General features: G+C 42.2%; 21 protein-coding genes. 14 read left to right on the forward strand and 7 right to left on the reverse strand.

Annotated features, from left to right (window positions below; all coding sequences use genetic code 11):
• Window positions 1-11: 11 nt before the first annotated feature.
• The 6 genes from J0656_RS15145 to miaB all read right to left on the reverse strand — a co-directional run bounded on the left by J0656_RS15145 (window position 12) and on the right by miaB (window position 5092).
• Window positions 12-290, reverse strand: coding sequence for a co-chaperone GroES (locus J0656_RS15145; protein ID WP_108246930.1), 279 nt, complete (start codon window positions 288-290; stop codon window positions 12-14).
• Window positions 291-435: 145 nt separating this feature from the next.
• Window positions 436-798, reverse strand: a complete 363-nt coding sequence (gene secG / locus J0656_RS15150; protein ID WP_207035372.1) for a preprotein translocase subunit SecG — start codon at window positions 796-798, stop codon at window positions 436-438.
• A 3-nt stretch (window positions 799-801) separates the two neighbouring features.
• Window positions 802-1713 (reverse strand): DUF8458 domain-containing protein, encoded by a 912-nt coding sequence (locus J0656_RS15155; protein WP_207035375.1) that lies wholly within the window; start codon window positions 1711-1713, stop codon window positions 802-804.
• Window positions 1714-1719: 6 nt separating this feature from the next.
• The gene (locus J0656_RS15160; protein ID WP_207035377.1) at window positions 1720-2238 is read right to left on the reverse strand and encodes an LptE family protein; all 519 of its coding nucleotides are present in this window, start codon (window positions 2236-2238) and stop codon (window positions 1720-1722) included.
• Window positions 2239-2267: 29 nt separating this feature from the next.
• Entirely contained in the window at window positions 2268-3548 is a 1281-nt protein-coding gene (locus tag J0656_RS15165; RefSeq protein ID WP_207035379.1) for a sigma-54 interaction domain-containing protein, read from the reverse strand.
• 98 nt (window positions 3549-3646) lie between these two features.
• Window positions 3647-5092, reverse strand: coding sequence for a tRNA (N6-isopentenyl adenosine(37)-C2)-methylthiotransferase MiaB (gene miaB / locus J0656_RS15170; RefSeq protein WP_207035534.1), 1446 nt, complete (start codon window positions 5090-5092; stop codon window positions 3647-3649).
• Window positions 5093-5242: 150 nt separating this feature from the next.
• Here miaB and J0656_RS15175 point away from each other — a divergent pair, with 150 nt between their 5' ends.
• The 9 genes from J0656_RS15175 (at window position 5243) to J0656_RS15215 (ending at window position 17246) form a co-directional block, all read left to right on the forward strand.
• Window positions 5243-5971 carry a hypothetical protein gene (locus J0656_RS15175; RefSeq protein ID WP_207035381.1) on the forward strand — a complete coding sequence of 243 codons (729 nt, stop codon included), beginning with the start codon at window positions 5243-5245 and terminating at the stop codon, window positions 5969-5971.
• Window positions 5972-6039: 68 nt separating this feature from the next.
• Window positions 6040-7293, forward strand: coding sequence for an LVIVD repeat-containing protein (locus J0656_RS15180; RefSeq protein ID WP_207035383.1), 1254 nt, complete (start codon window positions 6040-6042; stop codon window positions 7291-7293).
• 113 nt (window positions 7294-7406) lie between these two features.
• Window positions 7407-9887 (forward strand): type I DNA topoisomerase, encoded by a 2481-nt coding sequence (gene topA, locus J0656_RS15185; RefSeq protein ID WP_207035384.1) that lies wholly within the window; start codon window positions 7407-7409, stop codon window positions 9885-9887.
• Between the two features lie 220 nt (window positions 9888-10107).
• On the forward strand, window positions 10108-11265 hold the full coding sequence (locus J0656_RS15190) for a formimidoylglutamase (protein WP_207035385.1): 1158 nt from the start codon (window positions 10108-10110) through the stop codon (window positions 11263-11265).
• 121 nt (window positions 11266-11386) lie between these two features.
• Window positions 11387-12766 carry a T9SS ring complex lipoprotein PorK/GldK gene (porK, locus tag J0656_RS15195; protein WP_207035387.1) on the forward strand — a complete coding sequence of 460 codons (1380 nt, stop codon included), beginning with the start codon at window positions 11387-11389 and terminating at the stop codon, window positions 12764-12766.
• An 85-nt stretch (window positions 12767-12851) separates the two neighbouring features.
• Complete coding sequence (gene porL, locus J0656_RS15200; RefSeq protein WP_108246920.1) at window positions 12852-13508, forward strand: type IX secretion system motor protein PorL/GldL; 657 nt, start codon at window positions 12852-12854, stop codon at window positions 13506-13508.
• Window positions 13509-13571: 63 nt separating this feature from the next.
• On the forward strand, window positions 13572-15143 hold the full coding sequence (gene porM, locus J0656_RS15205) for a type IX secretion system motor protein PorM/GldM (RefSeq protein ID WP_207035389.1): 1572 nt from the start codon (window positions 13572-13574) through the stop codon (window positions 15141-15143).
• A 26-nt stretch (window positions 15144-15169) separates the two neighbouring features.
• The gene (porN, locus tag J0656_RS15210) at window positions 15170-16072 is read left to right on the forward strand and encodes a type IX secretion system ring subunit PorN/GldN (RefSeq protein WP_207035391.1); all 903 of its coding nucleotides are present in this window, start codon (window positions 15170-15172) and stop codon (window positions 16070-16072) included.
• Window positions 16073-16190: 118 nt separating this feature from the next.
• Window positions 16191-17246, forward strand: coding sequence for an NAD(P)/FAD-dependent oxidoreductase (locus J0656_RS15215; protein ID WP_207035393.1), 1056 nt, complete (start codon window positions 16191-16193; stop codon window positions 17244-17246).
• Between the two features lie 2 nt (window positions 17247-17248).
• Here the strand turns inward: J0656_RS15215 and J0656_RS15220 are convergent, their stop codons facing one another.
• Window positions 17249-17644 (reverse strand): DUF983 domain-containing protein, encoded by a 396-nt coding sequence (locus J0656_RS15220; RefSeq protein ID WP_207035395.1) that lies wholly within the window; start codon window positions 17642-17644, stop codon window positions 17249-17251.
• A gap of 65 nt (window positions 17645-17709) precedes the next feature.
• Between J0656_RS15220 and J0656_RS15225 the strand changes: the two genes are divergently transcribed.
• From J0656_RS15225 to J0656_RS15245, 5 genes are all read left to right on the forward strand, one after another.
• On the forward strand, window positions 17710-19623 hold the full coding sequence (locus J0656_RS15225; protein WP_207035397.1) for an ABC-F family ATP-binding cassette domain-containing protein: 1914 nt from the start codon (window positions 17710-17712) through the stop codon (window positions 19621-19623).
• A 135-nt stretch (window positions 19624-19758) separates the two neighbouring features.
• Window positions 19759-20646 (forward strand): leucine-rich repeat domain-containing protein, encoded by an 888-nt coding sequence (locus tag J0656_RS15230; protein ID WP_207035399.1) that lies wholly within the window; start codon window positions 19759-19761, stop codon window positions 20644-20646.
• A gap of 146 nt (window positions 20647-20792) precedes the next feature.
• A complete protein-coding gene (locus tag J0656_RS15235; RefSeq protein ID WP_207035401.1) occupies window positions 20793-21914 on the forward strand; it encodes an efflux RND transporter periplasmic adaptor subunit in 1122 nt (373 codons plus the stop codon).
• An 11-nt stretch (window positions 21915-21925) separates the two neighbouring features.
• Window positions 21926-25216: an efflux RND transporter permease subunit gene (locus tag J0656_RS15240; RefSeq protein WP_207035403.1), complete on the forward strand. Its 3291-nt coding sequence runs from the start codon at window positions 21926-21928 to the stop codon at window positions 25214-25216.
• Complete coding sequence (locus J0656_RS15245) at window positions 25216-26541, forward strand: TolC family protein (protein ID WP_207035405.1); 1326 nt, start codon at window positions 25216-25218, stop codon at window positions 26539-26541. Before J0656_RS15240 ends, J0656_RS15245 begins: the two co-directional genes overlap by 1 nt.
• Window position 26542: the final 1 nt, after the last annotated feature.

Genomic DNA, 26542 nt, shown 5'->3' on the forward strand with positions numbered 1-26542 from the left:
GTTGATTTTAATTATACAATTGCCAAAATATCGCTTTCGCGCATCATCAAATAGTCGGTGCCATCGAACTTAAGTTCTGTACCGGCATATTTTCCATAAAGAACGGTGTCGCCTACTTTTACGGTTACTTTTTCGTCCTTGGTTCCAGGTCCAACGGCCACAACAGTTCCTTTTTGTGGTTTCTCTTTCGCGTTGTCCGGGATGATGATACCGGAGGCAGTTTTTGTCTCGGCCTGTAGCGGCTCGATTAAAACCCTGTCTGCCAATGGTTTGATGTTAATTTTAGCCATATTTTTAATTTTTAGGTGTTTGTTTTAAAAATTCTTGAAGATAAGAGGCAGAAATTGTGCCAATGCACAAAAACTGACAATCTGGAAAACAAAAATGCCAGCTTGTCATTTAAGCTGGCATTTTTCTATGCTTTGTCACTTTGTGTTATCCAATAGTATCTACTGGACTTGTAGTGTTGGCCGGTGGAAGTTGTTCAGGTACTTCCTCTGGAACCGTTTCTGGTATTTCGGTATCGTCGCCTTGAAGCAATTTGGAATCTGCTTGGCTATAGTTCCCTTTTAAGGAAACATTGGAAAGCAAGATCAAAACAATCAACAAGGTAGCAAGCGTCCAAGTACTCTTGTCCAAAAAGTCCCCAGTTTTCTTAACACCACCAACAACTTGGTTGCCACTTCCGCCAAAGGATGAGGATAATCCGCCACCTTTGGGATTCTGGACCATAATGACCAAGATTAACAAAAGGCACACGATAATTATCAGTACCAAAAAAATTGAAAACGTGCTCATTTCTTATTCTTTTTCTTTCTGCAGCTTCTTCACCGCCTGAATTTGGTCTGCAAAGAAACCACTTTTTTCTGGATATTTCAAACTCAATATTTTAAAAGCTTGAATGGCCTTTTTATACTTTTTTTGCTCTAAATAAACCTTGGCCAAAGTCTCCGTCATCAACTCGTTTTTATCAATTTTGGTTGACTCTTTAATGTTCACTTTTGGGTTGGATTCTTTTGGAACTATTTTAGGATTGTTCTCAATGAATTTGTCCAAGAGTTCAAACTTTTTCTTTCGTTCCAATTCTTCCAGCACATTTTCGCTCCCATGGTCATCATTAGTGTTTTGCTTCTCAACAGGTTCGTCATGGGTGGATGTCAGTTGAAGCCATTCGGTAAACGAGTGCTTTTCTTTTTTGGTGAACGGAATGGGTTTGCCCAAGTTTAAATTGGTATCGGATTCTTTTTTTGGTTCCTCAACCTTTTCAATCTTGACTTCAGGTTTTCTGGATTCGAAAAGTTTTGGGTCCAGAATCTGTTCGGCATCGTTCAAATTTTGGGGCAGGGCAGGCTCGCTGGATTCCGAAAGCATGCTTGCTGTATTCGGGTTCGGCTGTATTTCTTCGGAAATGGCTTCCTGGTCCTCGAGTTTGGAGCCTCTACCGGCAATGGCATCGGCGATATTGTTTTGAACGAATTCTTTGGAGGTAATGTAGTCAAAAAGCACATCCCTGTCAGTTGTATGTGCAGCCGTTACTTTTAACGCATTGTTATATTTGTAACTATCCAGATTTTTAAGTCCCTTTAGGTGCAAGGCCCGTGCAGCCTGAAAATAGGGGTACTCTTCAATTATATCTTCCAGTTCCCGCGTTTGTTTGGGAGATAGGATGGTATTTGAATTTTGAAGAATATGTATAAAATCTGAAATGTTCATAAAATTTTACCAATTTCCCAAGGAGGCATTAAAAATGTCCTGGGTGAGTCGTTCAAAAATTTCCTCGTGCGCGGCAGCCTGTACGGATGGCAGGGGAGCTGCGGCATCAAAATCGTAAAAGAAGGAAAATCTTCTTTCAAAGTCGGCATCTTCTTTGGTTGTATTGTAAAACCTGACATTTACGCTCATGGTCAATCGGTTTTGAGCGGTCCGTTGGTCGGCGGTGGCAGTCATTGGTACCACTTTGTACTCCACAATTTCGCCTTCATAAACCAAATCTCCATTGCTCCCGGTCAGTGAAAGACTCGTAAGATTGTTGATCATATCTTGCAGCGCCAAGGTAAAATCCCTACCCAATCCGGGCACGATTACCGATCCGGGGGTTTGGTCTGCATAGTTTTGGAAAAAATTGACCTGAAAACTTTGTGCGGTACCAATATCGGCGCCGGAAAAGTTGTAGGCACCACAACTTTGCAAGAAGAAAACCAATCCTAGCAATCCGATTTTAATTCCATTTTTTTTCATCTCTGACTTGTAACTGTTTTGGGTATAAATTAAAGATCGTACTGCTTTATTTTTCTGTAGAGCGTTCTTTCCGAAATACCGAGCTCTGCGGCTGCGGCTTTTCTTTTTCCTTTATTGCGCTCCAATGACTTTTTGATCAATTCAATTTCCTTTTCCTGTAAAGATAGGGTTTCTTCTTCTTCGATTTCCTCAGCAAAATGATATCTATCTTCCGGTGGTAATTGGGACTGGGTAGGAGCCGATGGTTCCAAAACTGGCTCTGGCAAATGGAGCAATTCGGCAGGTGTTTCCTCGTGCTCTATTTCTTCTTCAGGCTCTTGATTGCCATAGATTTTGCGAATCAAGCCCTCGTTTTCCCTTTGTACCTTATTGGAATCGTTGTCCTTCAGTAGTTCCAAAGTCAATTTTTTGAGGTCGTTAAGGTCGCCCTTCATATCAAATAGCACTTTGTACAGTATTTCGCGCTCGTTGCTAAAATCACTTTCCTTTTTGGCCTGTCCCACAACTGCAGGTAAATTGGAGCCGGTTGAATTCGGAAGATAACTGTTCAAGGTTGAAGCGGAGATATTCCTGTTTTCTTCCAATACGGAAACTTGCTCTGCAATGTTTCTTAATTGACGGATATTTCCGGGCCAACGGTATTTTAAGAGCAGGTTCACTGCATCGTCCTCCAAACGAATAGTGGGCATTTTGTATTTCTGACCAAAGTCGGAAGCAAATTTCCTGAAAAGCAGATGAATGTCGTCCCTTCTGTCACGAAGGGGCGGTAAACTTATTTCGACCGTGCTTAATCTATAATAAAGGTCTTCCCTAAATTTTTCCTTTTTTATGGCCTCGAACATGTTCACGTTTGTAGCTGCCACGATTCGAACATTGGTTTTTTGAACCTGTGATGACCCGACCTTCAGAAATTCGCCATTTTCCAAAACACGGAGCAAACGCACTTGGGTGGTCAGTGGAAGCTCACCTACCTCGTCCAAGAAAATGGTACCGCCATCGGCTACCTCAAAATAACCGCTTCGTGTTTGTGTGGCACCGGTAAAGGCTCCTTTTTCGTGTCCGAATAATTCACTGTCGATGGTTCCCTCGGGAATCGCGCCACAGTTTACCGCAATGTATTTGGCATGTTTTCGGTGCGATAGGGAGTGGATGATCTTTGGAATCGATTCTTTTCCCACACCACTTTCACCTGTTACCAAAACGGAGATATCCGTAGGAGCAACCTGTATTGCTTTTTCTATTGCGCGGTTGAGCTTGACATCGTTTCCGATAAGCTCAAATCGTTGTTTTATGGATTGTACACTTTCCATATGTTGTTATTCCTGTGAAAGCAGGAACTTTATTTTTTAGGTATTCCACATCGTTCTTCGACTACGTTTAGAAATCGGTGTGAAATTAGAAATGGTTATTAATTATTTTCTGAATACCCGACTGCTTCTCCGATAAGGGTAGCCGAGGTGCATTCGTTGATTTTTACATTTACAAAATCACCTACTTTATAGTGTTCTTTAGGGAAGACAGCTACGGTATTCTGTGAATTTCGCCCCATCCAATGAGCGTCCGATTTTTTGGAAGTCCCTTCTATCAAAATCTCTTCGGTTTTTCCCAAATGCTCTTGTGTGCGGTAATGACTATGTTTTTGTTGAAGGTCGATGATTTCCGTGAGTCTTCTTTTTTTGGTTTCTTCCGGAATGTCATCATCCATTTTCCGCTCTGCAAGCGTTCCGGGACGTTCAGAATATGCGAACATAAATCCGAAATCATATTTCACATATTCCATCAAACTTAGGGTGTCTTGATGGTCTTCTTCGGTTTCAGTAGGGAAGCCGGTTATCATATCTTGACTTATGGCACAATCTGGAATTAGTTTTTTGATGTTGTCGATTAACTCAAAATATTCCTCACGAGTGTGCAAACGGTTCATTGCCTTTAAAATGCGGTTGCTTCCGCTTTGCACGGGCAGGTGAATATACTTGCAAATGTTTCTGTATTTGGCCATGGCCTCGATGACGTCCAAGGTCATGTCCTGAGGGTTGGATGTCGAGAAACGGATGCGCATTTTGGGCTGCGCCTGTGCTACCAGTTCCAAAAGTCCGGCAAAGTTCACGGAAGTGGCTTTTTGCATGTCCGTTGCCTTGTCGAAATCCTTCTTCAATCCGCCACCATACCAGAGGTAGCTGTCCACATTCTGGCCTAACAGGGTGATTTCTTTGAATCCTCTGTCCCATAGATCGTTCACTTCTTCCAGAATGGATTGTGGGTCGCGGCTACGTTCCCTTCCCCGGGTAAACGGAACCACGCAGAAGGTACACATGTTGTCACAGCCGCGCGTTATGGAAACAAAAGCGGAGACTCCGTTGGTGTTTAATCGAACCGGGGCCACATCGCCGTAGGTCTCATCTTTGGAAAGGATAACGTTAACGGCATTTCTGCCTTCGTCAATTTCTTGGATTAAGTTGGGAAGGTCTTTGTAGGCATCGGGTCCTACCACCATATCCACTATTTTTTCTTCTTCCAAAAACTTACTCTTCAAACGCTCGGCCATACATCCCAAAACACCCACTTTCATGTTGGGTCTGGTTCTTTTAACGGCGTTGAATTTTTCCAAACGCTTGCGTACGGTCTGTTCAGCCTTTTCCCGAATGGAACACGTATTTACCAAAACCAGGTCTGCATCGTTCAGGTCTTGGGTGGTATTGAAACCTTCCTTTGCCAAAATGGATGCAACAATTTCACTGTCCGAAAAGTTCATCTGGCAACCGTAGCTCTCTATGTAGAGCTTTCGACCGTTCTTTTCGTTGTTTTCCAGCGATAATGTACTTCCCTGTTGGCTTTCGTCTATTATCTTTTCCACGCTTTTTTCCTCTATCATAAATGTTTCAATGGGGTGCAAAGATAGTGCTTATTACATTTTAGTGACAATATGGCAGTATTTTTTAATAATATATTGCGATATCCCTTGTTAATATTACCTTTCACTTTAAAAAATAACCTAAACAGTACAATGAATTTCACTAGTCTTTCTGAAAGAATACAGCAAAGTGCCCCGGTAGAATTCGGGTCTGTGTTCAACAACTCAGTTGAACTTTTTAAAAAAGTATGGCTACAGGGTTTTATAACGCTTGTATTGACATTTGCGGCAATTCTTCCGTTCTATTTGTTGATCTACTTGCCAATGATAGCTATGGGGATAAGTGATCCTGATATTTTTGAACAGCAAGAAATGCCGCCTTTATTTGCAGGGTTGATGACTTTGATTATGCCTTTGTTTATGATCGGTGTGATGACAATAGGTATTTGTTTGAATGCCGCTTTTCTAAGAATCTGCAGAAAATATGATTTGAACGAATCCGGGAAGGACGACTACTTCTACTACTTTAAAAAGGAGTATTTGGGCAAGGCAGTGATTATTTCCTTAATTATGGTCGGTTTAACCTTACTCGGAATTTTGGCTTGCGGCTTGGGGATAATTTACCTTATGGTGCCCATGTCCTTGTTCCCTGCATTTTTTGCTTTTGACAGGGAACTCACCGCTCTGGAAGTAGTGAAGGCAAGTTTTGCCCTTGGCAACAAAAACTGGTTGATGATATTCCTTTTGATACTTGTTTCGGGATTGGTCGGTCAACTGGGAGCGATCCTATGCTTGGTCGGAGTATTGTTTACTGCAATGTTCAGTAAGATACCAATATATTTTATACACAAAGATGCGGTTGGGGTTTCGATGGATGTATAATTTTTTTGTGGTAAATGGCGCAACGAAATGCTTTGGTCTGTATCTAAACAACTAAAATACAAACCGCTATGAAGACCAAGGTCCTTTTGTTTTTATGCATCAATTTTTTATTGTTCACCTCTTGCTCCGATGATGATTCCAACGGTAAATATGAGGAGTATTTGGTGGCCCGTCCTTTGACGATGAATCGTGCAGAGTTTGCCAATAGTGTGGATGTTATAGCCGCTCGACCCATGAACGAATCTGGCAAGGTCTATACCTATGGGGATTATATTTTCATCAACGATAAATATGAAGGAATACATGTTATAGATAACAGTAATCCGAACCAACCCGTAAAGGTGGCTTTCATTCAAATCCCGGGAAATGTGGATATTTCGGTAAAGGACAATTTTCTTTATGCCGATAGTCTAATGGATTTGGTGATTTTGGATATTTCTGATCTTGATAACATCACAATCGTAAATCGGTTAGAAAATGTATTGCAGGATTATGTGGCAGCCCCTTTTGAAGCAGACTTGGTCGATTATGGTGATTATGATTATTACTCTGATGAAATTATTGTGGGGTGGGAAATGGTTTCCGAACGTATGTCGAAGAAGCAATACCAATCTCGTTTCGGGGATTTTGGGATTGCTTTTGCCGAAGTGGCAAACGATGCCAGTGGAGGAACTGGTCAAGGTGGGTCGTTGGCAAGGTTTAAAATTGTAGAGGAATATCTGTACGCTGTCGATAGTCACAACATCAATATCTTCAATATTTCAGACTTGGACAATCCGCAGGTCATGGATGATGTACATGCAGGCTTTGATATAGAAACCATATTTAATAGGGATAACTATCTGTTTTTGGGAAGTATGAGGGGAATGTATATTTATGATATTTCATCTCCTGCAACACCGACCTTTGTATCGGAGTTTCAACATGGCACGGCCTGTGACCCTGTTGTTGTAGATGGGGATTATGCCTACGTTACCTTGAGGGGGGGCAATATGTGTGGCGCTACCGAGAGCGGATTATATATTGTGGATATTTCCAATATAGAAAATCCTGAACTGGCCATAACCTATCCTATGGATGGGCCGTATGGTCTAGGGATTAGGGATGAAAAAATATTTATCTGCGACGGGGCTTCAGGTCTTAAGGTATATGATAAGACGGACATTAACAATTTAATCGAATTGAACCATTTTGAAGACATTGTCACCTATGATGTGATTCCCATGGAAAACCATCTGATTATGGTGGGCGATGAGATACTATATCAATATGAATATCTTGACGGCGGTATTAAGCTAATAAGTCAGATAGGTCTTAACTAGATGAAAAATCAACTTTTCTTATCCCACTTTTAGTGGGATATTTTTTTATTGGTAATCGTCAAAACCACAAAATCGAAAAATTGATATACTTTTGTTAGGACAAAACCAAGTGCATGCCAAAGAATTTAGTTATTGTAGAGTCCCCCGCAAAGGCAAAGACCATTGAAAGATTTCTAGGAAAAGAATTCCAAGTCGAGTCCAGTTTTGGGCATATTGCCGACCTCCCCTCGAAAGAGCTTGGAGTAGATGTGGAGAACGATTTTAAGCCGAAATATACTGTTGACAAGGAGAAAAAAGCCTTGGTGAAAAAGCTCAAGGATTTAGCTAAAAAAGCAGAAACCATATGGCTTGCGAGTGATGAGGATCGTGAAGGAGAGGCGATATCATGGCACTTGGCAGAGGAATTGGGACTGGACAAGAACAAGACTAAAAGAATCGTATTCAACTCCATTACCAAATCGGCCATCCAAAAGGCGATAGAAAACCCAAGAGACATTAACTATAACTTGGTTAACGCACAGCAGGCCCGTAGGGTTTTGGACCGATTGGTGGGTTACGAACTGTCACCCGTTCTTTGGAAAAAAATAAAACCGGGACTTTCAGCAGGGCGTGTGCAATCTGTGGCGGTACGTTTGATCGTTGAGCGCGAAAGGGAAATCGAAGGGTTTACGCCTGAGGCATCTTTTCGTATCAAAGCTGAGTTCAAGACCAACGAAGGAAATACATTTGCCGCAAAGCTGAACACTACGTTCCCGACTAAGCAAGCAGCAGAATCATTTTTAAAGGAAAATATTGGAGCGGATTTTTCGGTTTCGGATTTGGCCCGGAAACCGGCAAAGAAATCTCCGGCAGCACCGTTTACCACATCTACCTTGCAGCAGGAAGCTTCAAGGAAACTTTATTTTTCGGTAAGCCGTACCATGCAGGTGGCACAGCGCTTGTACGAGGCAGGTCTTATCACCTATATGAGAACGGATAGCGTCAACCTTTCCAACGAAGCATTGGCTGCGGCAAAAGATGCTATTCTGGATAACTACGGCGAAAAATATAGTCAAACCAGAAACTTTACAGGGAAATCCAAAGGAGCGCAAGAGGCGCACGAGGCCATTCGGCCTACCGATATGAAGTTGCAATCGCCCCAATTGGAGCGAGACCAGGCCAAATTATACGAACTTATTTGGAAACGTACCCTGGCATCCCAAATGAGCGATGCACAGTTGGAACGTACCAATGTTAAGATAAAAGCCAGCACCCATGGCGAAGAATTTTCAGCAAACGGTGAAGTGGTAAAATTTGATGGTTTCTTAAAGGTTTATCTCGAAGGAACTGATGATGAGGATAGTGAAGAGCAAGAAGGAATGTTGCCAGCCATGAAGGTGGGAGAGCCACTTCAAAATGTATTTATTTCGGCAACCGAAAGATTTTCCAGACCACCCTATCGTTATTCGGAAGCTTCTTTAGTGAAGAAATTGGAAGAGTTGGGCATCGGAAGACCATCAACTTACGCCCCCACCATATCTACCATACAGAACAGAGGCTATGTAGAAAAGGGTACTGTTGAAGGTTCCGAGCGAAAATATATGCAATTGGTACTGGAGGACGGGAAAGTGTCCGATAGCCAACTGAGCGAAATGGTCGGCTCCGAAAAAGGAAAGATCGTGCCTACCGATATAGGGATGATCGTAAACGACTTTTTGGTGACACATTTCACTCAAATTTTGGATTATAACTTCACAGCGCAAGTAGAAGAAGATTTTGATGAGATAGCATCCGGTGATGAGGATTGGCAGGAAATGATGAAAAATTTCTATAAAGATTTTCATCCCAATGTGCTGGAGGTAGAGGAAAATGCCGAGCGCGCCAGTGGAGAACGTGTTTTGGGAACCGACCCAAAATCAGGCAGACAAGTTTCAGTAAGGTTGGGCCGTTTTGGACCGATGGTTCAGATCGGGACCGTAGATGATGAAGAAAAACCAGAGTTTGCCAGCTTGCTGCCAGATCAGTCCATAGGTACCATTACTTTTGAAGAAGCAATGACTCTTTTTGAGCTTCCACGAAAATTAGGTGTTTACGAAGGCGAAGAGGTAGAGGCCAATGTAGGTAGATACGGTCCTTATGTACGATTTGGGAAAAAATTCATTTCGCTGGCTCAAGGAGAAAGCGCTTTTGATGTGGATATGGAACGTGCCATTGAACTTATCAAGGAAAAGCAAAAAGCGGATGCGCCCATCGGCACTTATGAAGGAAAGGATGTTACCAAAGGTAAAGGTAGGTTTGGACCATTTATCAAGTGGGACGGCATGTTTATCAATGTGAACAAGAAATACGATTTTGATGATCTATCCGACGGAGATATCGCTGAATTGATCGAGGCCAAGAAGAAAAAGGAGGCCGAAAAAATCGTTCAAGAATGGTCAGAAGAAAAGATACGAATAGAAAAAGCCCGTTGGGGGAGACACAATATTATAAAAGGTAGGGTAAAAGTGGAGCTTTCCAAGGATGTGGATGCTACAAAAATCACCTTGGAAGAAGCGCAGGCCCTACTGGAAAAGAAATCACCAAAGAAAAAAGCCAAGACAAAAGCTAAGAAATAGAATGAATAAAGTAAGAATCATTGGCCTATTAATTCTGCTAGTCGGAATTGGCATTCGTTTTATCCTTAAACATGATACTATCGATTTTGTTTCTGGACTTCTAATAGGACTTGGAATTGGACTGACCATAGTTGGGAGAATTTGGGGAATAACTACGAAGAAATAGCATTCCTAATTATAGTATTGAATTCAAAACAATATCATAAAGTTCAAATAAAAAATGGCATTTGATTTTCTGGTTCCGGTCAAGGACAAGGTATTGGCACATTCCGAATTGTTGCCAGAACAAGCATTGGGCAAGAACGTTCACATGCATACCGAAAAGGATGGGCTACCTGTGTTCGCTCAAGCTGATGTCGCCATTTTTGGCGTCTTGGAATCCAGAAACGCTTTTGAGAAAAAACCCGAAAAATTGGATCTTGATGAGGTCCGTATCCAGCTTTACCGTCTCATGATGGGTAACTGGAACTCCACTATTATCGATATTGGCGACGTGGAGGAAGGCAATACCGTAGAGGACACCTATTTTGTGGTAAAGGAAATTGTTGCCGGTCTCCTCGAAGAAAATATAATACCAATTGTGTTGGGACTTACCCAGGACATTACCTTTCCCACGTATCGTGCTTTTGATAAAATAAAGAATATGGTGAATCTGGTCTCCATCGATAGTCGTTTTGACTTTGGTGAGGACGATGAATTGATCTCGTCACATTCCTACATGAGCAAAATCATTACCGATAAACCCAACAACCTTTTCAATTTTTCCAATATAGGTTACCAGAGCTACTTCAATGCCCAGGAGGAAAAGGATTTAATGGAGCGTCTGTTCTTTGATGCTTACAGGTTAGGTGAGATTGCGGCCAACATAGAATTGGCGGAACCGGTATTGCGCAGTAGCGATATTGTTAGCTTGGACCTTAGAGCTATTAGGGCGGCCGAAATGGGCGGTTCAAGAAATTTTTCTCCCAACGGATTTACGGGGAGGGAGATATGTGCCATTGCCCGTTATGCGGGGATAAGTGACAAAGTAACCCTGTTCGGTATCTACGAGGGGGAGAATTCCTATCAAGCCTTTCAAATGATCGCCCAGATCATTTGGTACTTCATAGAAGGGCTAAGCTTCAGAATAAAAGAATACCCAAGCTCCAAGAGCGAAGACTTCACAAAGTTTACCGTGCCAACGGACACCGAGGAATTGGTCTTCTTCAAAAGCCATGTTACAGAAAGATGGTGGGTAGAAGTACCAACAATTTTAGCAGAACATACTAAAACAAATTCGGTGGCGTTATTACCATGCACCGAAGAGGACTATCTGGATGCTTGCAACCAGAACATTCCGGAAAGGTGGTTCAAAGCCTACAGAAAGGGGCTGAACTAATTAAATTAAATTTTGACCATTAATTGTTTTTACACAATAATTCATTCAAAAATCAGTTTTGAGAATAATAAACCTGTGTAGTGCAGTTATAAATCTTGAATCGAATAATTTAACCTAAAGTATGAGAAAGCTATTCTTTTCATCTATAGCACTTGTTTTTTTGCTTACCAGTTGTGGCTCTAAATCAAGATCAAAAGGTGAACTAGTTGGGGTCAGTGGAAAAAAATGGCATCCAGAAAAACCCTATGGAATGGAACTGATTCCCCGCGGCGCCTTTGTTATGGGTAAAGCCGAGGAGGATCAGGCAAAAGTATTGAACGCTCCCACAAGAACGGTTACCGTACGTTCCTTTTATATGGACGACACGGAAATCACCAATAGTGAGTACCGACAGTTTGTGGAGTGGGTCAAGGATTCCATAGTAAGAACAAAATTGGCCATTTTGGCCGACGAGCTGGGGATAAGCCCAGAGGATGAAGGTATCGGGGAGTATGCTTTTAAAGATACAGATACTACCGAACTATCCGTTTATGACAAATATATGCTCGACAACTACGCAGGTCTGGGAGCGACCGGGTACGAAGGAAGGGCATTGAACAAAGATGTGGACTTGGTATGGGATACATCCGAATATCCAGATGAGTACTACGCAGAGGTTATGGATTCCATTTACCTACCCGAAGAAGAAAGCTATAACGGTTTGAGAAGTGTGGACGTTACCAAGTTAAAATATAAGTACAGCTGGATGGATATCGAAGCAGCCGCTAGGGCCAGGACCGGTAACAGAAAGGATTTCATCAAGCACGAAGAATTGGAGATTTATCCTGATACCACTGTATGGATCCGGGATTTTGAATACAGCTACAATGAGCCAATGCACAACGATTACTTTTGGCACGACGCCTACAGTGATTATCCTGTGGTTGGTGTTAACTGGATGCAGGCCAAAGCTTTCTGTAACTGGAGGACCAAGTTCAAGAACGATGACCAAAAAAGTCGCGGCAAGCAATTTGTGAACCAGTTCAGGTTGCCTACCGAAGCCGAGTGGGAATATGCCGCAAGAGGTGGAATCGAAGGAGGTACATATCCTTGGGGTGGTCCGTATGTGATCAGTGATACAGGATGTTTTATGGCCAACTTTAAACCACAGCGTGGTGATTATGCCGCTGATGCCGCCCTATACACCGTGGAAGCCAAATCTTTTGAACCAAACGAATATAACCTGTACAATATGGCAGGTAACGTATCCGAATGGACCAACTCAAGTTTTGATCAAGGTGCATACGAATACCTGTCCACCATGAACCCGAACATCGGTTCGCAGGACAACCAACGTAAAGTGATCCGTGGAGGTTCTTGGAAAGATGTTGCCTACTTCCTGCAAGTAAGTACCAGGGATTACGAATACCAGGATTCCGCTAGAAGTTACATTGGATTCAGAACCGTTCAAGATTACATGGGAGAAGAAGATTCTACCAACGGTAGCAGAAGCGGACTATAATAAAACAACGAGAGAACATTATATAAACAAGTAAGAGTAGTAACCAAATACTTATTTTTTATATAACTTAATTAAAACTAGAATTATGGCGCAGTCAAAATCAACAAAAAAGCTGTTTAACATGGCCTACGGGCTTGGAGCATCAGTAGTAATTATTGGTGCATTGTTCAAGATCCTTCACTGGGAGTTCGGACCACTTACAGGTGGACTTCTTCTTGCTGTTGGTCTTATTACCGAAGCATTGATCTTTGCTATCTCTGCATTTGAACCGGTAGATGATGAGTACGATTGGTCTTTGGTTTATCCAGAATTGGCAGGTGGTCAGCAATCTGCTTCCAGAAAACAAGAGGCTAAAGATGCTCAAGAAGCTGAAGGTCTTCTTTCCAAGAAATTGGACAACCTACTTAAAGAAGCCAAAATCGATTCTGATCTTTTTGCCAACTTGGGCGAAAGCATCAAGAGTTTTGAAGGTGCCGCTAAGAATATCACTCCTACAACAGATGCTATCCAGCACACTAAGAAGTATTCTGAGGAATTGTCTCACGCAGCAGCTCAAATGGAATCTTTGAACAGCTTGTACAAAGTACAATTGGAAAGTGCTAGCAGACAAGCTTCCATCAACGAGGAAGTTGTACAGAACGCAGGTGCTTTAAAAGACCAAATGCAATCATTGGCCACTAACCTTTCTTCTTTGAACGGTGTTTACGGTGGTATGCTTACAGCCATGGGCGGAAGAAACTAATTAGAGTTTGATCAACAGAAAACAAACCAAATCAAATTAATTACTAAATCTAATTAGAAAAACATGGCAGGAGGAAAACAAACACCACGTCAGAAGATGATCAACCTTATGTACTTGATCTTCATCGCGATGTTGGCCCTTAATATGAGCAAGGAAGTACTTGCAGCTTTCGGACTTATGAACGAAAAGTTGGAAACTTCCAATACGAACATGGATTCCAATAACGCTAGTTTTTTTGCTAGCTTGGAAACCAAAGCTTCCGAAAATGCTGAAGAGTATGGAGCGCTTTACGAAGATGCCCAGAAGGTAAAAGAACTATCCGATAGTTACTACAGCTATTTGGAAGGATTGAAAAAAGAAATGACCGCAGATTTGGAAGACCCCAAAGATTATGTGGTCATGGATAAATCTGACTACTTGGACCAAAAATTCTTTCAAGGGGACAACTTGGGCCCAGAAGGAAAAAAGTTCATGGAATATATCAACAATTACCGTGAAGGTGTGATCAATGCATTGCCAGAAGGTAAGTTCGAATCTTTGAAATCTGCAGTAAAAGCTCGCTTTGCTACAGGTGGTGAAGATGGTAAGGTTGAGAAGAGAGACGGTACCCGTCAAGATTGGATCAACTATCACTACGAAGGATTCCCATTGGTGGCTTCATTGACCAAGATGACCCAATTGCAAGCTGACATCAAAACTACCGAACAAGAGGTGTTGAAAACCCTGTTGGAAGGTGAGTTGACCGAAGCTGTATCGTTGACAAACTTTGCAAGTTCTTTGTCTGCCCCAAAAACAGCGTACTACGCAGGTGAAAAGTATGATGGAAAAATCATTGTTAGTAAAACTGACAAGACCTCTACTCCTGTAAAAGCTGAGTTGACCTTGGACGGAAGACCAATGACTGAAGGTAAGGATTACGAATTGGAAGCTGGAGGTATCAAAATGTTGATCAGTGCCGGTACCCCAGGTGATCATACCATCAAAGGAACAATGACGTTCATGCAGGATGGTGAAGAAGTTCCAGTAGAAGTGAACAACACTTTTGCTACGATTTCCATGCCCAACGCAGCCGTTATATCTGCTGATAAGATGAACGTGGTGTACCGTGGTGTTGCCAACCCAATGACAATTTCCATTCCTGGTATTCCAGATAACAAGGTGTCCGCAAATGCTCCAGGATTGAGCAGAAGAAGCGGAAGCCAGTACATCATGAACCCAGGTACAGGTAGGTCTGTAACCATTACCGCTTCCGGTACATTGCCAGATGGTAAAGGTATCAGCACCAAGTCCGAGTTCCGTATCAAGGATATTCCAAGACCAAGCGGTACAGTCCGTGGAGAGTCAGGTAGCGTTAAGATGCCAAGAAACAATCTGGAAATTTCTACTGTAAGCGCTATGTTGGAAGATTTCGATTTTGACTTGAACCTTGCTGTAAGCCAGTTTAAGTTCAAAGTTCCTGGTCAACCTACTGTAGTCGTAAACGGAAACAAATTGGATGCTAGAGCTAAATCTGTACTTAAGAGAGCAGATAGGGGCGAGTCTGTCCAGATATTCGATATCCAAGCTTACATTACCAACAACAAGAGCTACAAGTTGAAAAAAGTATCTCCTGTAGTGGTTGAGCTTACTAACTAAGAAGTATAAAAAGTATACAAGTGATCATGAATTGGAAAAACGCATTATTAATAGGATTGTTGGGCATATTGCCAGTATCGATCATGGCGCAGGCAAACATTTTGAATGCCAAGCTGCCCGAAGATATCGGTAAAAAAACCCAAGCTCAAATAGAGCAAGATGCAGATGAGCCTTTAGCATACGGTTATGTGGATGATAGGGATATCCTTTGGTCCAAGACTGTTTGGGAAATCATCGATCTTGACGAGCGGGTTAACTTTCCATTGTATTACCCAACCGATACCATAGGTATTGGGGCGGACAGAAGGTCTTTATACCATGTTTTGATGAAAAATATCAGAAACGGTAACCTTACCGAGGTATACGCAGACTCTTACTTTACCGAGAAGAGAAAGTTATCAGACCTTTCTGCAACCTTGCGCAAAGTGGATACTACAGACCTTGGATATGAACAATTGAACGCCGGTGAGCAAGTGTCCCCAGAGTTTATCAACAGAAGGGACCTTACTGCTGCTGATATTGAAGAATTCAGAATCAAAGGAATGTGGTATTTCGATAAGCGCCAAGGTGAACTGAAGTATCGTTTATTGGGCATTGCACCTGTTGCTCCCGATGTGAACTTCATCGATGATGAATCTATGGGGGCAGGAGAGAACAAGGTAGAGTTATTCTGGGTTTGGTATCCAGCGGCACGTCAAATTTTGCACGATGCCAAGGTGTACAACCAGCAAAACTCCGCAAGACCTATTTCTTTTGATATGTTGTTGAACGCGCGTCGATTCAACGGTGTGATCTATAAAGAAGAAAATGTTCACGAGGATCGTGAGATAAGCGATTACATTTTTGATAATGCCTTGTTCCAGCTCTTGGAAGCCCAAAGAATCAAAGAGGGCATACGAGATAGAGAGCAAGATATGTGGGCGTACTAAACGTTCATAGAATATTTCCAATTCAATACAGTAAAACGCCGCACCTAGTGCGGCGTTTTTTTTGTTTTAAAGTCAAATGAAAATGCCAAGGACTCGTTCAGTTGCTTAATTTTGTGGTATGGTTGATTATTTAGTTGTAGGTCTGGGTTTGGCGGGAATCACTTTTTGTGAGGTTCTGGAGGAAAATAGAAAAACTTTCAAGGTAATCTCCGATGACTCCCAACAGGCATCGCAAGTTGCCGGGGGCTTGTACAATCCAGTTATTTTGAAGCGGTTTACCATGGCGTGGAAGGCCAAACAACAGCTGTTGGACGCAAAACCATTTTATCAAAATTTAGAAAAAAAATTAGGGGTCATTATAGACAATGAGCTTCCAGTGCTTCGAAAATTCGCCTCTATTGAAGAGCAAAACCTATGGTTCGAGGCATCCGACCGTCCAGATCTGGATTATTTTCTGTCCACTAAATTACACCCCAATAAAAATCCGGCCATTGATGCTCCGCATGGCTTCGGAGAAGTAAAATATACGGGTAGAATTGATACTGCCGCTTTGGTGAGGTCGTACAGCAGTTATCTCAAGAATCGTGATTTGCTTTTAGAAGAGTCTCTGGATTTTGATGCAATTTCAATTACAAACGAAACCGTATCGTACAAGAATCAAACGGCAAAGAATCTCGTGTTCGCCTGTGGTTTTGGACTCAAACAGGACCCATATTTTGGATATTTGCCTTTGAATGGGACAAAAGGGGAACTATTGGTGATTCATGCCCCGGAATATCGAGAGAACAACGTTATAAAATCTTCCGTTTTTACCATTCCCATGGAAAATGACAGATATTTGGTCGGCGCTACCTACAAGTGGAAGGACAAGACCAATCTACCAACAGAAGAATCCAAAAATGAGCTTTTGGAAAAGTTGACAACCTTTTTAAAGTGTGATTTTGAGGTTGTAGACCACGTGGCCGGTATTAGACCAACGGTTGTAGATCGTAGGCCATTGGTGGGAAGGCATCCAGAGCATAAAAACCTTTATGTGTTGAACGGTTTTGGTTCGAGAGGGGTAATGATCGGACCGTACGCTTCCAAACAACTTTTCGATTACATAGAAAAAGAATCCGAGCTCGACCCAGAAATGGATATTCAAAGATTTACTAAAAAATACTACTCAAAATAGCTTTATACAGTTTCGTGCTTTTTAACAGAGGTTGCATCGTACTTCACAAAAAGATTGATCCAAATATTTCTGGAGAGTCTAATTATGACCGGCATAAAAACCACTAAAGTCCCCACTATGGCAATAAAAGTCGTCGGTAATGAAGCGTCCAGGAACAAGAATGAGATCACAAAGGCTGCTACGGCAAAAGCAATGCCGACAGCATAGCTGACATACATCGCCCCATAAAAAAATGAAGGCTCAATCTTGTATTTTAAACCGCAATGTGAACACCTTTCGTTCATACTGAAGATTTTGGAAAGAGCATAGGGGTTGGATTTCTCATACATGCTCTCTTCTTGGCACCTTGGACAGTTTCCTGTTAAAATGCTGTACATTTTGGTTCCTTTTTTTAACATTTGCACGGCTTTTGTACAAAAGTATACATTCGCCAATTAATGTTTTGTAATCAAGGTCACATATAATGCTAAATATTCATAATCTATCCGTAGCCTTTGGAGGGGAATATCTGTTCGAGGAAATATCTTTTCGTCTCAATGGGGGCGACAGGGTAGGGCTTATCGGAAAGAACGGTGCCGGAAAATCAACCATGCTCAAACTCTTGTCCAAGGAAATGTCCTTGGACGAAGGTGCCATAGCAACCGAAAAAAACATCAAAATTGGGTTTCTAAAACAGGATATCGATTTTGAGGAAGGTAGAACAGTACTGGAAGAATCCTATCAGGCATTTTCGGAGATCAAAGAGATGGAGCTGAAGTTGGACGAGATCAATACGGCATTGGCCGAACGCACGGATTATGAAAGCGAAGGCTATCACCAATTAATGGTAGATCTTAACGATGTTACCCATCGATATGAAATATTGGGCGGGTACAACTATCAGGGAGATACGGAAAAGGTGCTTCTTGGGCTAGGTTTTAAGCGGGAAGACTTCAACAAGCTCACCGATACATTTTCCGGTGGGTGGCGTATGCGAATCGAACTTGCCAAATTGTTGCTCCAAAGCAATGATGTACTCCTGCTCGATGAGCCAACGAACCACTTGGATATTGAGTCCATCATCTGGCTGGAACAATTTTTAAGGAACTTTACCGGAGCAGTAGTGATCGTTTCCCACGATAAAATGTTTCTGGATAATGTGACCAACCGAACCATTGAGATTTCTTTGGGCAGGATATATGATTACAGTAAGCCCTATTCACAATTTTTGGTACATCGCAAGGAAATCAAGGAACAACAATTGAGCGCCCAGAAAAACCAGGAAAAACAAATTCAGCAGACCGAAAGGTTGATAGAAAAGTTTAGGGCCAAGTCCAGTAAGGCTTCCATGGCGCAATCCTTGATCAAGAAGCTGGATAAAATGGAGCGAATCGAAGTGGATGAAGAGGATAACAGCGTAATGAACTTGCGATTCCCTGTTTCCATAAATCCTGGTAAAGTAATCGCCGAATTAGATGGTGTTTCAAAAAGCTACGGTTCTAAAAGAGTATTAAAGGATATTGACCTTTTGGTGGAAAGGGGGAGCAAAACAGCATTTGTCGGCCAAAACGGACAGGGCAAGACCACTTTGGCCAAGATTATGGTCGGGGAGCTCGATTATCAGGGAAATCTAAAAATCGGACACAACGTGCAGCTAGGGTATTTTGCCCAGAACCAAGCTGAGTATCTGGATGGCAGCAAAACTATTTTGGATACCATGATAGATGCGGCCAACGAGAGCAATCGGAGTAAAGTAAGGGACATCCTTGGCTCATTTTTGTTCAGGGGCGATGATGTGGACAAGTATGTAAAAGTGTTGTCAGGAGGTGAAAGGAATCGCTTGGCATTGGCAAAGATGTTGTTGCAGCCCTTTAATGTGCTGGTAATGGATGAACCTACCAACCACTTGGACATAAAATCCAAGAATGTACTGAAACAAGCTTTGCAAAGTTTTGAAGGTACACTGATATTGGTGTCCCACGACCGTGATTTTCTTCAGGGATTGACGGATAGGGTTTACGAATTCAAGGAAGGGGGGATTAAGGAGTATTTGGGCGATATCGATTTTTACTTGGAACAGCGTAAAATGGATGATTTCCGAAGTGTTGAAAAAGGAGATCAAAAGAAAGAGGAAAAAACTCAGGAAAAATCAAAGGAAAGTGACTACCATACCCAGAAGAAACAAAAGTCATTGAAGAATCGACTCAGCGGAGTAGAGAAGAGAATCTCGCAATTGGAAAAGGAAATTGCGAATATTGACCATGACCTTCTTATGGATTACGATACTACCATTGCCAAGCCTAACTTTTTTGACAAGTACGAAGGGAAAAAGAAGGAATTGGAAGGCCTTATGGAAGATTGGGAAACCCTCTCGCATGAACTAGAAGCATTGGATTAAGAGAAATCACCACTTTCTTACAACGTTTTTTCGCGAATTCACAACATATAGCTGTTAGTTTATCGATAAAACTTGTAAGATGTTTCTCATTTTTATTATTTTGTATGTAAATTTCCTACAGCTAAATAAGAAATAATGCTTCGTATTACGATTTTTCTCTTTTGTTTGATGTCCTCAGCCGGCATATCGTTGGCCAATGGACAGGTTTCCCCCAAGGAAAAATCTGCATTGGTGGACCTTTACAACAGTACCAATGGCAAGGAATGGAACTCATCTTGGGATTTAAATGCTCCTGTCAACACTTGGAAAGGTGTGGAAATCAATCAGGGACATGTGGTTGGGCTTACCTTATTTATGAACAATTTAAATGGTACCCTGCCCGAAAGTTTGGGCGACCTTAAGCATATTTCCACTTTAAACTTGGCCTTTAACCAAATTACAGGTGTACTTCCCAAAGATTTGGTCAAGTTGGAGAAGCTCAAAACGTTGCGTTTGGAGATGAATAGAATCAAAGGAGAAATTCCTGAAGGGGTAGGGCATCTTAAACAGTTGGAAATTTTTTCCATGTTCAATAATTTTTTAACGGGAACTATACCTGAAAGTTTTGGAGAGCTTAAAAATTTGAAGGAACTCAATTTGTCCAGTAATAATCTAAAGGGAGATATACCCAAATCCATTGGTAACCTTTCAAACTTGGAGGCTTTGGGCCTTTTTGAGAACAAATTGGAGGGACAGATACCTGCGGAAATTGGGAATTTGGTCCAACTGAAAGAGCTGGTTTTGTCCAACAACCAACTGGGTGGCGAGATTCCGGCCGAATTCGGACAATTGGCTAGTTTAAAAATATTACAACTTCAAAACAATAGGTTCAATTCTTTAAATGTCCTGCATGGGATGGACTCCGACCAGTTTTTGGTTTTTGACTCAGATGATAAGACTTTGAATCCGAAATTCAATGAAATTAAAATAGACCGTACTCGAATGGCAGATACCAAATTCGAGGACGAAAACGAAAACGAGTAGTTAGTATTACTTTAGTTTGTTTGGTTTGGGGATACAGGCGTGTATCCCCTTTTTTTTGTGACAAAATTTTCGATAGATTTTATGAAATATTTAACCATTGTAAAAAATGTAGGGGATAGATTTGCACCGACTAAACCAACTAGCGCATGCGAAAGCTAATAATATCGGCTGTTCTTGGAGGTATAATTATTTTTGCCTCCCTATATTTTGCCGGCTTGATTGCCGACAGCAAAGAAAATAAAAGACCGCCATCACAAAAAATAGTAAAGACAGTCTTTGTGGATACAGTTCAGAATACCACTGTACCTATAATGGTTCCCGCAAATGGAAATCTTCAAGCCAAAAAGAGAGTCGAACTTTACTCCGAAGTACAGGGCGTTTTTAGGCCGGGAAGCAAATTGTTCCGGACTGGGCAGGAATATGCAGCTGGCCAAACACTTATCAGAATAGACGCTAGCGAGTACTATGCCACTGTGCAATCCGCCAAAAGTAATCTGTATAATTTGCTTACTTCCATAATGCCGGACCTTAGACTGGATTATCCAGAGATCTACCCTAAATGGCAGCAATATCTCAACGAATTCGATTTGGAGAAGACCACACCGGAACTTCCCAAATTGGATTCCGAAAAAGAAAAGTTTTTTATAACTGGAAGGGAAATCATCACAACATACTACAATGTCAAGAATTTGGAACAGCGTTTGTCCAAATATACCATAACAGCCCCATTTACAGGAGTATTGACCGAGGCTTTGGTCACTGAAGGAACTTTGGTGAGATCGGGACAAAAACTAGGCGAGTTTATTGATACTGGATTATATGAATTGGGAGTATCCGTAAGCAAAACCTACGGGGATTTCTTAAGAGTGGGCCGTAAGGTAGAACTCAGTAATTTAGAAAAGACCCAGACCTACATGGGCGAAGTGACACGGGTAAATAGTAGGGTCGACCAAAATTCCCAGACCATAATGGTCTACATAGAGGTCAAAGGTGATAATTTGAAAGAAGGCCAATATCTCGAGGCCAATCTCGAGGCCAAGGAAGAACCAAATGCCATTGAGATCGATAGATCACTGTTATTGGAAAACAACCAAATTTTTGTGGTACGGGACTCCATTTTGGACCTAATGGATGTTAATCCTGTGTTTTTTACGGACAAGACCGTTGTGCTCAAGAATGTTCCTGATGGCCAAGTAATCGTGGCCAAACCAATGACTGGTGCCTATGCCGGTATGTTGGTGCGCACTTTTGACGAAAGTAAATCATAAAAACCCCCGCCATGAGAAATCTCATCTCGTATTTTATTAAATACCACATGGCAGTCAATGTCTTTATTTTGGCATTTTTTGTTTTTGGGGTCGTAGGGATTCTTTCCTTAAAATCATCATTTTTTCCACTCAACGAAGCTAGGAACATTACCATTACCATTGCTTACCCAGGCGCGTCTCCACAAGAAATAGAGGAGGGGATTGTCCTCAAAATAGAGGATAACCTAAAAGGACTCGAAGGAGTGGAGCGGGTAACTTCCACTTCAAGGGAGAACAGTGGTACGATCAATGTGGAGATCGAGAAGGAAAGAAATGTGGATTTCATGCTCTTGGAGGTGAAAAATGCTGTGGACCGGGTACCTACCTTCCCAACCGGTATGGAACCTTTAATTGTTGCAAAGCAAGAACCTGTAAGGCCTACCATTAGTTTTGCCGTAAGCGGAAAAGATATTCCATTGGCGACACTGAAGCAAATTGCACGTCAGATCGAGAACGATTTACGCGCCATTGATGGGATATCCCAAATACAAATCGACGGCTATCCGGACGAAGAAATTGAGATTGCCGTAGATGAAAACAGTCTTTTAGCGTACAATCTATCTTTTACAGATGTTGCCCAAGCTGTTTCCAATGCCAATATTTTGGTAACGGGAGGGAACATTAAGACCGTGACCGAAGAATACCTGATCAGGGCCAACAATCGTTCCTATTATGGTGATGAACTTTCCAATATCGTAATCCGGGGCGATGCTGCTGGACGTGCAGTGCGTTTAAGGGATGTTGCCGTTATTCGGGATAGATTTTCCGAAACGCCCAATGCTTCATATTTTAATGGTGAACTTGCCGTAAATGTTACCATAACAAGTACCAATACAGAAGACCTCATGGGCTCTGCTGAAAACGTCCGACAATATATCGGCGATTTCAACGAAAAATATACCAATGTTAGGTTGGATGTAATCGATGACCGTTCCACCACCTTGACCCAACGGACTGAACTCTTGACCGAGAACGCCATTGTGGGGATGATTTTGGTATTGGTGTTCCTATCCCTCTTCTTGAATACAAGATTGGCATTTTGGGTAGCCTTCGGACTCCCGATTGCATTTTTGGGAATGTTTGTTTTTGCCCCCATGTTCAATGTCACCATCAATGTACTATCCCTTTTCGGGATGATTATTGTAATCGGTATTCTGGTGGATGATGGAATCGTGATCGCAGAGAATATCTATCAACATTACGAAGATGGAAAATCACCCGTGCAAGCCGCCTTGGATGGGACCATGGAGGTGATACCACCCATTATTTCGGCTATCATCACCACCATATTGGCATTTTCTATTTTCTTGTTCCTTGATAGTAGAATTGGGGAATTCTTTAGTGAGGTTTCTGTTATAGTGATTCTCACTTTGGTAGTTTCCTTGGTAGAAGCGTTGATTATATTGCCCGCTCACTTGGCACATTCAAAAGCCTTACACCCACAAAGTGATAAACCCAAAACAGGCATTGCCAAGGTATTTGCCGAGCTACGCGTCATCAACAAGATAGGGGACAGGATTATGAACTATATGCGTGATAAGTGGTACAGCCCGGCCCTCCATTTTATGCTGAACTACAAGTTTTTGACCTTTGCCCTTTTCTTTATGGCTTTGGTCTTAACGCTGGGCTCCATTGGAGGGGGAATTATCCGAACCGCATTTTTTCCAAGAATTGCCAGTGATCAGGTCTCCATAGACCTTACTATGCCTAACGGCACCAATGAAAAGGTGACCGATTCCATTATCAGTCTTATTCAAGAAAAGGCACATATCGTAAACCAAGAATTGACAGATGAATATTTGCAGGGCATGGACAAAATGCTTTTTGTGAATATGATAAAAAACCTTGGCCCAGGTTCATCCACGGCAACATTGGAAATCAACCTGCTGCCCGGAGAGGAAAGACCGGATGGCATACGTGCCGATATGGTGACCACAAGACTTCGTGAGCTCGTAGGCCCGGTAATTGGAGTGGAAAGCTTGATTTATGGTTCAGGAGGTAACTTTGGGGGCAATCCTGTATCAGTTTCCTTGTTGGGTAACAATATTGAAGAGCTAAAGGCGGCCAAAATGGAGCTTAAACAAGCTATGGAAGCCAATTCCAATCTAAAGGACGTAACGGATAATGACCCGGCCGGAATCAAAGAGATACGATTGCAGCTCAAGGAAAACGCCTATTCGCTCGGGTTAGACCTTCGTACGGTAATGAACCAGGTTCGTGGCGGATTCTTCGGCGCGCAGGCGCAGCGTTTCCAAAGGGGACAGGATGAAATAAGGGTTTGGGTACGATATGACAGGGAGAACAGATCATCAATTTCCGATTTGGACGAGATGCGAATCTTGGCCCCAAGCGGTGACCGTATTCCATTAAAGGAAATAGCTACGTATACCATTGAAAGAGGAGATGTGGCCATCAACCACTTGGAAGGTAGAAGGGAAATTCAGGTATCTTCCGATTTAACGGACCCCGAGACCACCAGTGGAACAGATGCCATGTTGTGGATACGTAACGAGGTATTGCCCGATATTCTGGCAAAATATCCAACCATAAGCCCATCTTATGAAGGACAGAACAGGGAGGCTAACAAACTAATTGGTTCACTTGGATTTGTGGGTCCAATTGTATTGTTCCTCATTTTTATAACCATAGCCTTCACCTTTAGAAGTATTAGTCAGCCTTTATTGTTGATTTTTATGGTGCCCTTTAGTTTAACGGCGGTTGCTTGGGGACATTGGTTACATGGCTTTCCGATCAATATTCTTTCCATGTTGGGAATTATCGCACTGATCGGTATTATGGTAAACGATGGATTGGTGCTCATTGGCAAGTTCAATATTAATCTGAGAAATGGAATGAAGTTCGATGAAGCCATTTATGAAGCTGGTCGTTCACGTTTTAGGGCCATCTTCTTGACATCGGTAACCACTATTGCCGGTTTGGCACCCTTACTTTTGGAAAAGAGCCGCCAAGCACAGTTCTTAAAGCCAATGGCCATTTCCATTGCCTATGGAATCGCCTTTGCCACTATTTTAACGTTGCTCATGCTACCTTTGCTACTTTCCTTTGGAAACAATGTCAAAGTGCTGGCAAAACGTTTATGGACCGGCGAAGAGGTTACACCTGAGGAAGTAGAACGAGCCATTCGCGAACAGCATGAAGAAGAAGAGATGTACTCAAATAGTGTAAGCCTGAACGGAAGTGACAGTAGCAATATGCCGCAAAACGGAGAAGAAACCCCAAACGTTGCAGAAGAGACCAGATAATGAAAAGCTTTTTTTATAGACTACCCCTGATTTTGATATTTCTTGGCCTTTCCGCAAGTGCGCAAGATGAGGTGCTTACCAAGCAAGAAGCAATCAACCTTATTTTGGAAAACAATTTGGATATCAAGGTCGCTAGAAATACCAGGTTAATTGATGAGAACAACGCAGATATTCTAAATTCGGGCTACTTGCCTTCGGTTACGGGGAATGCCAGCGGTAGTATCGATAAGCAAAACTCCGAAGGTGTTTTGGCCAACGGGGACACCAGAACAGCGGAAGGTGCGGAGACCCGTAGGTACAGCGCTGCTGTGAATGTGAATTATACCTTGTTTGATGGTTTGGGGAGATACTACAACTACAAAAGTTTTCAGGAAAGGTCCGAGCAATCCGAACTTGAGGTCAGGCAGACCATTGAGAACACCATTTTACAGCTTTTTACCGTGTATTACGAAGCAGCTCGGCTGACTGAGAATACATCGACATTGGAACAGGCTTTGGAAATTTCAAAAGATAGGCTCAAAAGAGCGCAGTACCAATTTGAGTTTGGACAGAATACCGGTCTGGATGTGTTGAATGCCGAAGTGGACATTAATACGGATAGCATCAATTTATTGAATTCCAAACAGCAGCTGCGAAATACAATGAGGGACTTGAACCTTATTCTTAACCGAGATCTATCGGCTAAGTTTGCTGCGGATACTATTGTGACTTTTGTTCCTGGGCTTCAAATGGAAAATATGTACAATGAGGCCCAAATGAACAATGTTAGGCTTCAAATTGTGGAAAAGGACATAAATATGGGTCTCAACGACATCAGAATAGCCAAAAGTGGTTACTTGCCCACCATTGGACTTACGGGGACCTACGGTTGGAACGAGTCCAACAACAACAGTCCGTTGGCCTTTGTCTTGCAAAACACCTCTACAGGGGTCACGGGAACGGTGAATCTCACTTGGAACTTGTTTGATGGAGGAACTACCATCACTGGGATAAAAAATGCCAAAATTGCCTTTCAAAACCAAGAAATTGCGAAAAAACAAATCCAGTTGGAGGTAGAAAGGGATATCCGAAATGCATGGGACAGTTATACCAATGCACTTTATGTTTTACAGGTTCAGGAGAAAAATCTACAGACCAACCAGAACAATTTCAACCGTACCGATGAAAGGTATAAGTTGGGTCAGGTTACTTCCATAGAATTTCGACAGGCCCAGTTGAACTTGTTGAATGCCGAGTTGGCCAAGAGTCAGGCAAAATACAACGCAAAGTTGGCCGAACTTCAAATGCTTCAAGTTAGTGGTCAACTGCTTAATGTAGAATTTTAAG

Origin of the sequence: Flagellimonas aurea (assembly GCF_017313785.1) — a bacterium.
GTDB lineage: Bacteria > Bacteroidota > Bacteroidia > Flavobacteriales > Flavobacteriaceae > Flagellimonas > Flagellimonas aurea.